This is a genomic window from Enterobacter sp. AC1, assembly GCF_050434705.1.
Taxonomy (GTDB): domain Bacteria; phylum Pseudomonadota; class Gammaproteobacteria; order Enterobacterales; family Enterobacteriaceae; genus Enterobacter; species Enterobacter cloacae_L.
In genome coordinates this window covers 347,184-363,056 of sequence record NZ_JBNDIZ010000004.1, presented here as the reverse complement: position 1 = coordinate 363,056, position 15,873 = coordinate 347,184, and the positions used below count along the sequence as shown (strand labels likewise).

At 57.2% G+C, this 15,873-nt stretch carries 10 protein-coding genes; 7 read left to right on the top strand and 3 right to left on the bottom strand.

All coding sequences use genetic code 11. The features are described 5' to 3' along the window. Positions 1-172 precede the first annotated feature (172 nt). Entirely contained in the window at positions 173-940 is a 768-nt protein-coding gene (locus M2433_RS14905; protein ID WP_429055072.1) for a DedA family protein, read from the bottom strand. A gap of 118 nt (positions 941-1,058) precedes the next feature. Then, positions 1,059-1,904: an arabinose operon transcriptional regulator AraC gene (gene araC / locus M2433_RS14900; RefSeq protein ID WP_429055070.1), complete on the bottom strand. Its 846-nt coding sequence runs from the start codon at positions 1,902-1,904 to the stop codon at positions 1,059-1,061. A gap of 337 nt (positions 1,905-2,241) precedes the next feature. Between araC and araB the strand changes: the two genes are divergently transcribed. From araB to rluA, 6 genes are all read left to right on the top strand, one after another. Further along, complete coding sequence (gene araB / locus M2433_RS14895) at positions 2,242-3,951, top strand: ribulokinase (RefSeq protein ID WP_429055068.1); 1,710 nt, start codon at positions 2,242-2,244, stop codon at positions 3,949-3,951. Between the two features lie 10 nt (positions 3,952-3,961). Further along, positions 3,962-5,464, top strand: coding sequence for an L-arabinose isomerase (gene araA / locus M2433_RS14890; RefSeq protein ID WP_429055066.1), 1,503 nt, complete (start codon positions 3,962-3,964; stop codon positions 5,462-5,464). Between the two features lie 86 nt (positions 5,465-5,550). After that, a complete protein-coding gene (gene araD / locus M2433_RS14885; RefSeq protein ID WP_429055064.1) occupies positions 5,551-6,246 on the top strand; it encodes an L-ribulose-5-phosphate 4-epimerase in 696 nt (231 codons plus the stop codon). A gap of 74 nt (positions 6,247-6,320) precedes the next feature. Next, entirely contained in the window at positions 6,321-8,678 is a 2,358-nt protein-coding gene (gene polB, locus M2433_RS14880; RefSeq protein ID WP_429055062.1) for a DNA polymerase II, read from the top strand. A 127-nt stretch (positions 8,679-8,805) separates the two neighbouring features. After that, positions 8,806-11,712 (top strand): RNA polymerase-associated protein RapA, encoded by a 2,907-nt coding sequence (gene rapA, locus M2433_RS14875; RefSeq protein ID WP_429055060.1) that lies wholly within the window; start codon positions 8,806-8,808, stop codon positions 11,710-11,712. A gap of 12 nt (positions 11,713-11,724) precedes the next feature. Next, positions 11,725-12,384: a bifunctional tRNA pseudouridine(32) synthase/23S rRNA pseudouridine(746) synthase RluA gene (gene rluA / locus M2433_RS14870; RefSeq protein WP_429055059.1), complete on the top strand. Its 660-nt coding sequence runs from the start codon at positions 11,725-11,727 to the stop codon at positions 12,382-12,384. A 30-nt stretch (positions 12,385-12,414) separates the two neighbouring features. Here rluA and djlA read toward each other — a convergent pair whose 3' ends face one another. Beyond that, entirely contained in the window at positions 12,415-13,230 is an 816-nt protein-coding gene (gene djlA, locus M2433_RS14865) for a co-chaperone DjlA (RefSeq protein ID WP_047346325.1), read from the bottom strand. A 239-nt stretch (positions 13,231-13,469) separates the two neighbouring features. Between djlA and lptD the strand changes: the two genes are divergently transcribed. After that, the gene (lptD, locus tag M2433_RS14860; RefSeq protein ID WP_429055058.1) at positions 13,470-15,821 is read left to right on the top strand and encodes an LPS assembly protein LptD; all 2,352 of its coding nucleotides are present in this window, start codon (positions 13,470-13,472) and stop codon (positions 15,819-15,821) included. Positions 15,822-15,873: the final 52 nt, after the last annotated feature.

The following is a 15,873-nucleotide window of genomic DNA, read 5'->3' as shown; positions in this document are numbered from 1 at the left end:
GACCTGAAGAAAAAGTCGATCACCATGGGTAAAGGATGTTAAAAAGTGTTCACCATGTCCCCGAACACCTGTCTACCATGTCCCCGGACCGTACACCCTCAAGGGAGAGGGGGCCGTCCGTGCAGGAATTAATTGTGGGGAACCCTCAGCCCTGTGGGAGAGGGAAAACACTCTAACGACTCACTACTTTCAACAGGATCTCACCGTACACCGGCATCAGCGGATGGCGAATCAATGCCACCAGCGCTACCACCGCAACCCCCAGCGTCAACGGGGCCAGCCACAACAGGCGAGCACGGGGGAGATAGCGACTCAGGCGATCGATGTTCGCTTTCGCGCTGCGCCACAGCCGCCAGCACAGCCATGCCGCCAGCCACAGCAGCACCGCCGTGCCCAGCAGCAGCCACTTAAACTCACCGCTCTGCATACCGTCAGGAATATCGATAGCTGCACCCGCGAGGATCCCCGGCAGGAAGTAGAACGGCGGCCAGAATACGCAGCCGATAATATTCGGTACCACAAACTTGGCGACCGGCAGATCCAGCATCCCGGCGACCATGGGAACCAGCGGACGCGTAGGCCCGACAAAGCGGCCGACGAGGATGGTAAACATGCTGTGCTGGTGCAGCGCATGCTCGGTCTTATCCAGCAACGCTTTGTTCTTTTTCATGAACGACCAGCGGTGCAGCGGCTTCTTAAAGCGCCAGCCCAGCCAGAACGAGATCCAGTCGCCCAGCAGGCAGCCGATAATCCCGGCTAGCCACGCCTGCCAGAAATTAACCTCACCGCTGCCAATCAGCGCGCCAAGCCCTGCCATCATCACGGTGCCGGGCAGGATTAACCCCACAAGAGCCAGCGATTCCAGAAACGCCACCAGCGCCACGGCGATGAGCGAATACATAACGGACTGGGTAATAAAGTGTTCCAGCAATGCCTGCATAACTATTCCGGTCAGAAAACGAATCAGCGATTCTGCTTAGCGCCCCGCACCGCGTCAAGGCAACAATTGTCTGAATAGTTTACAAGATGCTCCTGAAGTTCACCTGAATGTTTACCGTTCATTCACATCCCGCGCGGAATTCGCTCGGGCTGGCGCCGGTGCATTTTTTAAATACGCGAGAAAAATAGAGCTGATCTTCAAAGCCCACGTTGCGCCCCACGGTGGCAATCGGCATGCGGGTGGTGCTGAGTAGCAGCTTCGCCTGGCTGATGCGCTGATCTTCGCGCCAGCTCAGCACGCTGACGCCAAGCTGTTGGCGGAACAGATGCGACAGGCGCGAAGGCGACAGGCAAACGTGCTGGGCGACGCTGGCAATATCAAACTGGCTATCCGCCAGATGGTCGCTGATGTACTGGCAGGCGTCGCGCACGCGGTTATCCAGCGGCGGATTCAGCGACGCGTTAATCGCTTCCATCCGTCGCAGAAGCAGTTGTTCAAGCAGGTTAATTGCCAGCAGTTCGGCATAACGACCGCCTGCCTGCCCCGCCTCAATAATCTGGGCAAAAAGCTCGCGAAACTGCGCCAGATGAACCTCATCCGGTCGATAAAAACCGGTCTGCGCAAAAATAGCAGGCCACGAAAGCCACTCCTGCCAGTAGGCGCGCGGACGGAAGTAAACCCACTGGTGATACCACTCTTTTGCGTCAGGGTGGCGGCCGTAATGGTGGATCTCCCCCGGCGGGAACAGCAGAATATCGCCAGGGCGGCAGATGAACTGCTGGTCACCGTTCTTGATGATCCCTTCCCCTCGCACGGTCAGGTTAAGAATATACCCTTTCATCCCGAGCGGTCGGTCGACGTAAAAATCGAGATATCCCTCAGCCTCGATAGGGGTCAGTCCCGCCACAAGGTGCGCGTTAAACGAATATCCCGGCAGCAGGGGATCGTTTTGCGTTTCGGCCATAGATTCAGTTCTCCCAAGGGTCCTGAAGGAAACCAATTGTCCATATCATTAAAAGCAGGTCAAAAATGGTCTGCGAAAAGATCCAAAAAGCTTCACGCCTCTTTTACGTCCGCCATGTTTCAGCCTTCCCCCCTGATTTCTCCGCCAGAGCAGGCAGATAAGCAGTAACAAAAGTGTCTATAAGTGCGGCAGAAATGTCCACATTGAATATTTGCACGGCGTCACACTTTCCGTTGTAACAGCAATTTAATCCATAAGATTAGCGGATCCTGCCTGACGATTTTCGTCCCCAGTCTCTAATGTTCTTCCATACCTGTTTTTTCGATGGAGCAACACCATGGCAATTGCGATTGGCCTCGATTTTGGCAGCGATTCGGTTCGCGCGCTGGCAGTGGACTGTACGTCCGGCCAGGAGATAGCAACCAGCGTTGAGTGGTACCCGCGCTGGCAAGAGGGGCGCTACTGCGATGCGCCGAACAACCAGTTCCGCCACCATCCGCGCGATTACATTGAGTCGATGGAAGCGGCAATTAAAACCGTCCTCGCTGAACTGACTGACGCCCAGCGTGCAGAGATTGTCGGAATTGGCGTTGACAGCACCGGTTCCACGCCTGCCCCCGTAGATGCCGAAGGCCGCGTGCTGGCGCTGCGCCCGGAGTTTGCCGACAACCCGAACGCCATGTTCGTACTGTGGAAAGACCATACCGCCGTCGAAGAGGCTGAAGCCATCACGCGCCTGTGCCATCAGCCGGGCAAAACAGACTACTCGCGCTACATCGGCGGGATTTACTCCAGCGAATGGTTCTGGGCCAAGATCCTGCACGTTACCCGCGCGGATGCATCGGTTGCCCAGGCAGCCGCATCGTGGATTGAGCTGTGCGACTGGGTGCCTGCCCTGCTCTCCGGCACCACGCGTCCGCAGGATATTCGCCGCGGCCGCTGCAGCGCCGGGCATAAATCGTTATGGCATGAAAGCTGGGGCGGCCTGCCTCCAGCCGCGTTCTTTGATGAGCTCGACCCGATTATCAACAAGAACCTGACATATCCGCTGTTTACCGACACCTTTACCGCCGATATTCCGGTCGGCACGCTCTGCGAAGAGTGGGCGAAACGTCTGGGCCTGCCGCAGAACGTGGCGATCTCCGGCGGCGCCTTTGACTGCCATATGGGCGCCGTGGGCGCAGGCGCGCAGCCAAACACGCTGGTAAAAGTCATCGGCACCTCCACCTGCGACATTCTGACGGCGGATAAAGCCACCGTCGGTGACCGTGCGGTAAAAGGCATCTGCGGCCAGGTGGACGGCAGCGTGGTGCCGGACTTTATCGGCCTCGAAGCCGGTCAGTCCGCGTTTGGCGATATCTACGCCTGGTTTGGCCGCGTGCTGGGCTGGCCGCTGGACCAGCTGGCGGCCGCGCATCCTGAACTGAAAACCCAGATAGCAGAGAGCAAAAAACAGCTTCTGCCGCAGCTCACCGAAGCCTGGGCGAAAAATCCCTCGCTCGATCACCTCCCGGTGGTGCTGGACTGGTTTAACGGTCGTCGCACGCCGTTCGCCAACCAGCGTCTGAAAGGGGTGATCGCGGATCTCAACCTGGCAACCGACGCGCCTGCGCTGTTCGGCGGCCTGATTGCCGCCACCGCCTTCGGTGCCCGCGCGATTATGGAGTGCTTCACCGAACAGGGCATCGACGTGAATAACGTGATGGCGCTGGGCGGCATCGCCCGTAAAAACCCGGTCATCATGCAGGCCTGCTGCGACGTCCTGAACCGTCCACTGCAGATTGTCGCTTCCGATCAGTGCTGCGCGCTGGGCGCGGCGATTTTCGCTGCGGTTGCCGCAGGCGTGCATGTAGATATCCCAACCGCGCAGCAGCATATGGCAAGCGCCGTTGAAAATACGCTCCAGCCGCAGGCCCAGCAGGCACAACGCTTTGAACAGCTTTATCAGCGCTACCAGCAATGGGCAAAAAGCGCCGAACTTCACTATCTCCCTGTCGCCGCCCCGTCAAAACACACCGCGGAACCGACGGCAACCCTGACCCATTAAGGACACGACGATGACCATTTTTAATAACTATGAAGTGTGGTTTGTGATTGGCAGCCAGCATCTGTACGGACCGGAAGCGCTGCAGCAGGTGACGAAACACGCGGAGCACGTCGTTAACGCGCTGAACGCGGAGGCTAAACTGCCGTGCAAACTGGTGCTGAAACCGCTGGGCACCACGCCGGACGAAATCACTCACATCTGCCGCGACGCCAACTACGACGATAAATGCGCCGGTCTGGTGGTGTGGCTGCACACCTTCTCACCAGCAAAAATGTGGATCAACGGCCTGTCTATCCTCAACAAACCGCTGCTGCAGTTCCATACCCAGTTCAACGCCTCCCTGCCGTGGGACAGCATCGACATGGACTTCATGAACCTGAACCAGACCGCGCACGGCGGCCGCGAGTTCGGCTTCATCGGGGCGCGTATGCGTCAGCAGCACGCGGTGGTCACCGGCCACTGGCAGGATGGCAAGGCGCAACAACGTATCGGCTCCTGGATGCGTCAGGCGGTCTCTAAGCAGGACACCCGCCACCTGAAAGTGGTGCGTTTTGGCGACAACATGCGTGAAGTTGCGGTCACCGACGGCGATAAAGTCGCCGCGCAGATCAAGTTCGGCTTCTCCGTGAATACCTGGGCCGTGGGCGACCTGGTACAGGTGGTCAATGAAATCCGCGATGGCGACGTAAGCGCGCTGGTGGACGAGTACGAAAGCAGCTACCGCCTGACGCCTGCGGCACAAATCAACGGCGACAAGCGCCAGAATGTGCTGGACGCGGCGCGCATCGAGCTGGGCATGAAGCGCTTCCTGGAACAGGGCGGCTTCCACGCCTTTACCACCACCTTTGAAGACCTCCACGGCCTGAAACAGCTGCCGGGTCTGGCGGTACAACGTCTGATGCAGCAGGGCTACGGCTTTGCGGGCGAAGGCGACTGGAAAACTGCCGCTCTGCTTCGCATCATGAAGGTGATGTCGACCGGTCTGCAGGGCGGCACCTCCTTTATGGAGGACTACACCTACCACTTCGAAAACGGCAACGACCTGGTGCTCGGCTCGCACATGCTGGAAGTGTGCCCTTCCATCGCGGTGGAAGAGAAACCGATCCTCGACGTGCAGTATCTCGGCATCGGCGGTAAAGCCGATCCGGCGCGTCTGATCTTCAACACCCGTACCGGCCCGGCCATCAACGCCAGCCTGATCGATCTGGGCGATCGTTTCCGCCTGCTTGTTAACTGCGTCGATGCCGTTGAAACGCCACACTCTCTGCCGAAACTGCCGGTCGCCAACGCCCTGTGGAAAGCACAGCCTGACCTGCCTACCGCGTCAGAAGCCTGGATCGTCGCAGGTGGCGCGCACCACACCGTGTTTAGCCACGCGCTGGATCTGAACGACATGCGTCAGTTCGCCGAGCTGCACGACATCGAACTGACCGTGATTGATAACGATACCCGCCTGCCTGCGTTCAAAGACGCGCTGCGCTGGAACGAAGTCTATTACGGTTCAAAACGCTAAGCCCTGAATGCCCGGTGGCGCGACATTTACCTGGCCTACTGTTCTGCAGGCCGGATAAGCGAAGCGCCATCCGGCAGGAGACAACAATGTTAGACGATCTCAAACGTCAGGTACTTGAAGCCAATCTGGCGCTGCCGAAACATAACCTGGTGACGCTGACCTGGGGCAACGTGAGCGCCGTTGACCGCGAAAAAGGCGTGTTCGTGATCAAGCCTTCCGGCGTTGATTACGCGGTGATGACGGCGAACGATATGGTCGTTGTCAGCCTCGAGACAGGTGAAGTGGTCGAAGGTAAGAAAAAACCCTCCTCCGATACGCCAACCCACCGACTGCTGTACCGCTCATTTCCGACCATCGGCGGTATTGTGCATACCCATTCGCGCCATGCCACTATTTGGGCCCAGGCGGGCCAGTCCATCCCGGCGACCGGCACCACCCACGCGGACTATTTTTACGGCACCATTCCCTGCACGCGCCTGATGACCGACGCCGAGATTAACGGCGAATACGAGTGGGAAACCGGCAACGTGATTGTCGAAACCTTTGAGAAACAGGGAATCGACGCGGCGCAAATGCCCGGCGTGCTGGTGCACTCCCACGGCCCGTTCGCCTGGGGTAAAAATGCGGAAGACGCGGTGCATAACGCGATCGTGCTCGAAGAAGTCGCCTATATGGGGATCTTCTGCCGACAGCTGGCGCCGCAGCTCCCGGACATGCAGCAAACCCTGCTGGATAAGCATTATCTGCGCAAGCACGGCGCGAAGGCCTATTACGGACAGTAAACTGTATATATACCCAGCATAAAATATTCAACCAGGCTATAATCAAGCCTGGTTTTGTTTTCTGGGATAACGGCGTGGCGCAGGCGCAAGAAGGCTTTTTACTGACCCGACACTGGCGGGATACGCCTCAGGGCACCGAGGTTGAATTCTGGCTGGCGACGGACAACGGCCCGCTACATGTCGCGCTGCCGCCGCAGGAATCCGTGGCTTTTATTCCAGAACCTCACGTCGAAAAAGTGAAGCAGCTGCTGCGCGGCGAAAACGGCTGGCGTATTACTCCGCTTGAACTGAAAGATTTTCATCGTCAGCCGGTTTACGGCCTTTACTGCCGCGCCCATCGCCAGCTTATGCGCTATGAAAAACTGCTCCGCGAGGCGGGCGTGACGCTCTACGAAGCGGATATCCGCCCACCTGAACGCTTTCTGATGGAGCGGTTTATTACCGCCCCCGTCTGGATCGATGGCTCCCCGCAAAACGGCAAAATTATCAACGCGCGCCTGAAGCCGAATCCGCACTATCGTCCGCCGCTAAAATGGGTGTCGCTGGATATCGAAACCACCCGCCACGGTGAACTGTACTGTATTGGCCTGGAAGGGTGCGGCGATCGGGTTGTCTATATGCTTGGGCCGCCGAACGGGGACGCGTCCGCGCTGGATTTCCGGCTTGAGTATGTCAACAGCCGCCCACAGCTGCTGGAGAAGCTTAACCAGTGGTTTGCCGATTACGATCCCGACGTCCTGATCGGCTGGAACGTGGTGCAATTCGACCTGCGCGTGCTGCAAAAACACGCCGAGCGGTATCGCATCCCGCTGATGCTCGGTCGCGGCAATAGCGAGCTGGAATGGCGCGAGCACGGTTTTAAGAACGGCGTCTTCTTCGCGCAGGCTAACGGCCGCCTGATTATCGACGGCATTGAGGCGCTGAAATCCGCCTTCTGGAGCTTCTCTTCCTTCTCCCTCGAAGCGGTCGCGCAGGAGCTGCTTGGCGAGGGTAAGTCCATCGACAACCCCTGGGACAGAATGGACGAGATTGACCGACGCTTTAACGAAGACAAGCCGGCACTCGCCACCTATAACCTGAAAGATTGCGAGCTGGTCACGCAGATTTTCCACAAAACCGAGATCATGCCGTTCCTGCTGGAGCGCGCAACGGTAAACGGCCTTGCGGCTGACAGGCACGGCGGCTCCGTGGCGGCCTTTAGCCATCTTTATTTCCCCAGGATGCACCGGGCAGGATACGTCGCACCCAATCTCGGGGACGTGCCGCCGCAGGCCAGCCCCGGCGGCTACGTGATGGACTCCCGACCGGGATTGTATGACTCGGTGCTGGTGCTGGATTACAAAAGCCTCTACCCGTCGATTATCCGCACCTTCCTGATCGATCCCGTCGGGCTGGTTGAGGGCATGGCCCAGCCGGACGATGAGCACAGCACGGAAGGCTTCCTCGGCGCCCGCTTCTCGCGGGAAAAACACTGCCTGCCAGAAATTGTGGGAAACATCTGGCACGGCCGCGACGAGGCCAAGCGCCACGGCAACAAGCCGCTCTCGCAGGCGCTGAAAATCATTATGAACGCCTTTTACGGCGTGCTGGGCACCAGCGCCTGCCGATTCTTTGACCCGCGTCTGGCCTCCTCGATCACCATGCGCGGGCATGAGATCATGCGCCAGACCAAAGCGCTGATTGAATCCCGGGGCTATGACGTCATTTACGGCGACACGGACTCCACCTTTGTGTGGCTTAAGGGCGCACACTCAGACGACGACGCCGCGCAAATCGGCAACGCGCTGGTCGCCTTCGTGAACGACTGGTGGCAGGAACATTTGCAAAAAGAGCGGTTAACCAGCGCGCTGGAGCTGGAATTTGAAACCCACTTCAGCCGATTTTTAATGCCCACCATTCGCGGTACCGATCAGGGCAGCAAAAAGCGTTATGCCGGGCTCATTCAGGAAGGTGACACGCAGAGAATGGTCTTTAAAGGGCTCGAGACGGTGCGAACCGACTGGACGCCGCTGGCTCAGCAGTTCCAGCAAACGCTCTATCTGAGGGTGTTTCGCAATGAGCCGTATCAGGACTACGTGCGCGAGACGATAGCCAGCCTGATGGCAGGTGAACTCGACGCGCAGCTGGTGTATCGCAAGCGACTGCGCCGCCCGCTCGCCGAGTACCAGCGCAACGTGCCTCCGCACGTACGCGCCGCGCGCCTGGCGGATGAAGAAAACGTCCGTCGCGGCCGCGCGCCGCAGTATCAGAACCGGGGGACCATCAAATACGTCTGGACGATTAACGGCCCGGAACCCGTGGATTATCAACATTCTCCTCTGGATTACGAACACTATCTGACGCGTCAGCTTCAGCCGGTCGCTGACGGAATTTTGCCCTTCATCGACGACGACTTTGCTACACTAGTGACAGGGCAACTTGGCCTATTTTGACGCGTGACGAAATGGCTGCCATCCAGTACCATAGCGCCCTTTCCATTCCCGGACCCATTTTTCGATGACCGTCTTTTTTGACGGGGTCGAACTATTGCCTGCAATTAAAGATTAGAGCCGAACAACTATGCCTTTTACACTTGGTCAACGCTGGATCAGCGATACAGAAAGCGAACTTGGATTAGGAACCGTCGTTGCCGTCGATGCGCGCATGGTTACCCTCCTCTTCCCTGCCACCGGTGAAAACCGCCTGTACGCTCGCAATGACTCCCCTGTGACCCGCGTAATGTTTAATCCGGGTGACACCGTGACCAGCCATGACGGCTGGCAGCTCAAGATTGAAGACGTAAAAGAAGAGAATGGACTGCTCGCCTATATTGGAACTCGCCTGGATACCGACGAGGCCAATGTCATCCTGCGTGAAGTGCTGCTCGACAGCAAACTGGTGTTCAGCAAGCCACAGGATCGCCTGTTTGCCGGGCAAATCGACCGTATGGATCGCTTCTCTCTGCGCTATCGCGCGCGCAAGTTCCAGAGTGAACAGTACCGCATGCCGTGGAGCGGCCTGCGCGGACAGCGTACCAGCCTGATCCCGCACCAGCTGAATATCGCTCATGACGTGGGCCGTCGTCACGCCCCGCGCGTGCTGCTGGCTGATGAAGTGGGTCTGGGAAAAACCATTGAAGCGGGCATGATCCTGCATCAGCAGCTCCTTTCCGGCGCCGCCGAGCGCGTGCTGGTTGTGGTTCCTGAAACCCTGCAGCATCAGTGGCTGGTTGAAATGCTGCGTCGTTTTAACCTGCGCTTCTCCCTGTTTGACGATGAGCGCTATGCAGAAGCCCAGCACGACGCGGATAACCCGTTCGAAACGGAACAGCTGGTGATTTGCTCACTGGATTTCGTGCGCCGCAGCAAGCAGCGCCTTGAGCACCTGTGCGATGCCGAATGGGATCTGATGGTGGTCGATGAAGCGCACCATCTGGTCTGGAGCGAAGATGCGCCGAGCCGCGAATATATGGCTATCGAGCAGCTTGCCGAGCGCGTGCCTGGCGTCCTGCTGCTGACCGCAACGCCGGAGCAGCTGGGGCTGGAAAGCCACTTTGCCCGTCTGCGCCTGCTCGATCCAAACCGTTTCCACGACTTTGCGCAGTTCGTGGAAGAACAGAATAACTACCGTCCGGTCGCGGATGCCGTCGCCATGCTGCTGGCGGGCAAGCGTCTCTCTAATGACGAACTTAACACACTGAGCGATCTGATTGGCGAGCAGGATATTGAACCGCTGCTGCAGGCTGCCAACAGTGAAGGCGATAACGCGGAATCGGCGCGCAAAGAGCTGATCGACATGCTGATGGACCGCCACGGCACCAGCCGCGTGCTGTTCCGTAACACCCGAAACGGCGTGAAAGGGTTCCCGAAACGCGAGCTGCACACCATCAAGCTGCCGCTGCCAACGCAGTACCAGACGGCGATTAAAGTCTCCGGCATTATGGGCGCGCGCAAAACTCAGGAAGAGCGCGCTCGCGACATGCTCTACCCGGAACAAATCTATCAGGAATTCGAAGGTGATACCGGCACCTGGTGGAACTTCGATCCGCGCGTAGAGTGGCTGATGGGCTACCTGACCGCGCACCGGTCCCAGAAGGTGCTGGTGATCTGCGCCAAAGCGGCTACCGCGCTGCAGCTTGAGCAGGTCCTGCGCGAGCGCGAAGGCATTCGTGCCGCCGTGTTCCACGAAGGGATGTCCATCGTTGAGCGCGACCGCGCCGCGGCATGGTTCGGGGAAGAGGACAGCGGCGCGCAGGTTCTGCTGTGTTCTGAGATCGGTTCTGAAGGCCGTAACTTCCAGTTCGCCAGCAACCTGGTGATGTTCGACCTGCCGTTCAACCCGGACCTGCTGGAACAGCGTATCGGCCGTCTGGATCGTATTGGCCAGGCGCATGATATTCAGATCCACGTGCCTTATCTGGAAAAAACCGCCCAGTCCGTGCTGGTACGCTGGTTCCACGAAGGCCTGGACGCGTTTGAGCATACCTGCCCGACGGGCCGCACGATTTACGATCGGGTACATAGCGATCTGATCGGCTACCTCGCCGCGCCGGAAAACACAGAAGGGTTTGATGAGCTGATCAAGTCCTGCCGTGAGAAGCACGACGCGCTGAAAGCGCAGCTGGAACAGGGCCGCGATCGCCTGCTGGAGATCCACTCTAACGGCGGTGAAAAAGCGCAGGCGCTTGCCGAGAGCATTGAAGAACAGGATGATGACACCAGCCTCATCAGCTTCTCCATGAACCTGTTCGACATCGTGGGCATTAACCAGGACGACCGCGGCGAGAACCTGATCGTTCTTACCCCGTCCGATCACATGCTGGTTCCGGATTTCCCGGGCCTGCCGGAAGATGGCTGCACCATTACCTTCGAGCGTGACGTGGCGCTGTCCCGCGAAGACGCTCAGTTCATCACCTGGGAACACCCGCTGATCCGCAACGGCCTGGATCTGATTCTGTCCGGCGATACCGGCAGCAGCACTATTTCCCTGTTGAAAAATAAGGCGCTGCCTGTGGGTACCCTGCTGGTGGAGCTGATTTACGTTGTGGAAGCGAAAGCGCCGAAACAGCTGCAGCTCACCCGTTTCCTGCCGCCGACCCCCGTCCGCCTGCTGCTGGACAAAAACGGCACCAACCTGGCGGGACAGGTTGAATTCGAGAGCTTCAACCGACAGCTGAGCGCGGTGAACCGCCATACGGGCAGTAAACTGGTCAACGCGGTACAACAGGATGTACACGCCATTCTGCAATTGGGCGAAACCCAGATTGAAAAATCAGCCAGAGCGCTAATTGATGCCGCGCGCAATGAAGCCGACGAGAAACTGTCTGCGGAACTGTCGCGTCTGGAAGCCTTAAAAGCAGTCAACCCTAACATCCGTGACGACGAACTGGCGGCGATTGAAAGCAACCGCCAGCAGGTGCTGGAAAGCCTGAATCAGGCAAGCTGGCGTCTGGATGCCCTGCGCCTTATCGTTGTGACGCATCAGTAAACGGAGCGCAAGATGGTGATGGAGCCTTACAATCCGCCGCAGGATCCCTGGCTGGTCATTCTGTATCAGGATGAGCACATTATGGTGGTCAACAAGCCCAGCGGCCTGTTGTCCGTGCCGGGGCGTCTGGATGAACACAAAGACAGCGTAATGACGCGTATCCAGCGTGATTATCCGCAGGCGGAGTCCGTCCATCGCCTGGACATGGCCACCAGCGGCGTGATTGTGGTGGCGTTGAATAAAGCCGCGGAACGCGAATTAAAACGCCAGTTCCGCGAGCGCGAACCGAAAAAGCAGTACGTCGCGCGCGTCTGGGGCCATCCGGCAAGCGAAGAGGGTCTGGTCGATTTACCGCTGATCTGCGACTGGCCGAACCGGCCAAAGCAGAAGGTGTGCTATGAAACCGGCAAGGCGGCGCAAACCGAGTATGAAGTGCTGGAGTACGCGCCGGATAACACCGCGCGCGTCCTGCTTAAGCCGATTACCGGGCGCTCTCACCAGCTACGCGTGCATATGCTCGCGCTGGGCCATCCGATTCTGGGCGACCGGTTTTACGCCCCGCCTGAAGCGCTGGCGTTAGCGCCCCGTCTGCAGCTTCATGCGCAGACGCTCACCATCACCCATCCGGCCTTCGGTAACACGATGACGTTTAAGGCCCCGGTGGACTTCTAAAAAAAAGCCCGACACCGTCGGGCTTTTTTTTTATTTGAAACCTTTCTTCTCTTTAATGAGCTCGTAGGCCTTTTGAATCTCCTGCGCCTTTTGCTTCGCCATCTCCATCATTTCCGGCGGTAAGCCTTTCGCGACCAGTTTATCCGGGTGATGCTCACTCATCAGCTTGCGGTAGGCACGTTTGATGGTGGTGACATCATCCGATGGCTTCACGCCAAGCACGTTGCAGGCATCCTCCAGCGTCGGGCCACGCTGCGCCTGCTGCCAGGTGCCGCCAGACGACTGCTGATGATAGCCGCCGCCAAACTGCGCGCCGCCCTGCATCATGCGCAGGAACTGATCGAACTGCATGCGGGAGATGCCCAGCTCTTCCGCAATGACGTACAGCACGTCGCGCTCATTAGGGTGCAGCGAACCGTCGGCGAAGGCCGCCTGGATCTGGATTTCCAGAAACATCCGAATTAAATCAAAACGCCCGAAGCAGATGCTGCGGAACTGACGCATTTTTTCGCGAAGCGGATAGTTATCCGATTTACCGATGCGAAACGCATTTTGTGCCGCCAGACGGGAGTCACCGTGCAGGTTCATGCGATCCATAAAGACGCTGGCAATCTGAATATCGGCTTCTGTTACGCGCCCTTTGGATTTGGTTAAGTGCCCCATGACCTCAAAGGTGGTGGAGAAAAAGAGGGACTGACGCTCGCGCTGATTGGCAAACCAGGCCATTTTGCGGCTGCGCGCCTTATCAAACATATGGCCGATAATAAGCCCAAGTACAATCCCCCAGAACCCGGCACCCATGATGATGGCGAACGCAACGCCGATTATTTTACCCCAATACTGCATATACTCCCCGGATAGTCATATTCCTGGCCGACGCAACGTCATCATCACTGTGTTCAAGTCACGGTCAATTGAAGGACATCGCCTATAATTTGCTTTATCATACTCGTCATTCGATAGCGAGCCTAACACTCTGGCACGCAAACGGGCAGGATTAACGCTGGTACTGCGCAGATGAGTAAGATAGTCTCTGAGCGTTTGTAAGCCGTAGCCACTGATGACGGAACAATAAAATACAACGTATGAAAAAACGTATCCCCACCCTCCTGGCCACAATGATTGGCACCGCCCTGTACAGTCAACAGGGGCTGGCGGCCGATCTCGCCTCGCAGTGTATGCTTGGCGTCCCAAGTTATAATCGCCCGCTGGTAAAAGGCGATACAAATAGCTTGCCGGTAACCATTACTGCAGACAGTTCAAAAGGTACCTATCCTGACAATGCCACGTTTACGGGCAATGTGGATATTAACCAGGGCAATAGCCGCCTGCAGGCAGATGAAGTGCAGTTGCACCAGAAGCAGCCAGAAGGTGCGGCCGAGCCGGTACGAACGGTGGATGCGCTGGGTAATGTGCACTATGACGACAATCAGGTCATCCTGAAAGGTCCGAAAGCCTGGTCAAACCTGAACACCAAAGATACTAACGTCTGGGAAGGTGATTACCAGATGGTGGGACGCCAGGGGCGCGGTAACGCAGACCTGATGAAGCAGCGTGGTGAAAACCGCTATACGATCCTGGAAAACGGCTCCTTCACCTCCTGTCTGCCGGGCTCAAATACCTGGAGCGTAGTTGGCAGCGAAGTGATCCACGACCGTGAAGAGCAGGTCGCGGAAATCTGGAATGCCCGCTTCAAGCTCGGTCCGGTACCCGTGTTCTACAGCCCTTACCTGCAGCTTCCGGTAGGTGACAAACGTCGCTCCGGCTTCCTGATCCCGAATGCCAAATACAGCACCTCGAACTACTTCGAGTTTTACCTGCCGTATTACTGGAACATCGCGCCCAACATGGACGCCACGATCACGCCGCACTATATCCACAAGCGCGGCAACGTCATGTGGGAAAACGAGTTCCGCTATCTGAGTCAGGCTGGTGCAGGTCTGATGGAGCTGGATTACCTGCCGTCGGATAAAGTCTTCCAGGACGAGCATCCGACCGAAGGGGACAAACACCGTTGGTTGTACTACTGGCGCCATGCGGGTGTTATGGACCAGGTTTGGCGTTTTAACGTCGACTATACCAAGGTCAGCGATCCTTACTACTTTAATGACTTTGACTCCAAGTACGGTTCAAGTACCGATGGCTACGCGACGCAGAAATTCAGCGTTGGCTATGCGATTCAAAACTTTAACGCCACGGTGTCCACTAAACAGTTCCAGGTATTTAGCAATCAGACCACCAGTACATATGGTGCGGAGCCGCAGCTGGATGTGAACTGGTACCAAAACGATGTCGGTCCGTTTGACACCCACGTTTACGCGCAGGCGGTACATTTCGTTAATACCAACTCGGATATGCCGGAATCCACGCGTGTCCATCTTGAGCCAACGATCAACTTACCCTGGTCGAATAATTGGGCAAGCCTGAATACAGAAGCCAAGCTCATGGCGACGCACTACCAGCAGAAAAACCTGGACTGGTACAATAATCGCTATGGCACCGACCTTGAAGAATCCGTCAACCGTACGCTTCCTCAGTTCAAAATGGACGGCAAGCTGATCTTTGAACGTGATATGGCTCTTCTGGCCGACGGATATACCCAGACGCTTGAGCCGCGTATGCAATATCTTTACGTGCCTTATCGCGATCAGAGCAAAATTCAGAACTACGACTCCTCTTTCCTGCAGTCTGACTACAGCGGCCTGTTCCGTGACCGTACCTATGGTGGTCTCGACCGTATCGCTTCTGCTAACCAGTTAACGACCGGTGTCACAACGCGCGTATATGATGACGCTGCCGTTGAACGTTTTAACGTTTCTGTTGGTCAAATCTACTATTTCACCGAGTCTCGTACCGGTGATGACAACATTAACTGGGAGAAAGACAACAAGACCGGTTCACTGGTATGGGCGGGCGATACCTACTGGCGCATGACCGATCGCTGGGGCCTGCGCGGTGGCGTTCAGTACGATACGCGACTGGACAATATCGCTACCGGCAGTGCAGCCATTGAATACCGTCGTGATGAAGACCGTATGATGCAGTTAACGTACCGTTATGCCAGCCCGGAATATATCCAGGCGACATTACCGAACTACGCCAATGCAGACCAATACAAAGATGGGATTTCGCAGGTGGGCGGCGCAGCGAGTTGGCCTATTGCCGATCGCTGGTCAATTGTAGGGGCATACTACTATGACACTAACGCACAAAAACCTGCGGACCAGATGGTGGGTCTGCAATACAACTCCTGCTGTTACGCGCTGCGTGTCGGCTACGAACGCAAGCTTAACGGCTGGGATACACAAAACAGTCAGGGCAAATACGATAACGTGATTGGCTTTAATGTCGAACTGCGCGGCCTGAGTTCCAACTACGGCCTGGGCACGCAGCAGATGCTGCGCTCGAACATTCTGCCGTACCGCAGTTCCTTGTAATGTGCTTGATTTGCAACGTAATCCGCTTTGCGGTTAATTGAAATGGAAAAAG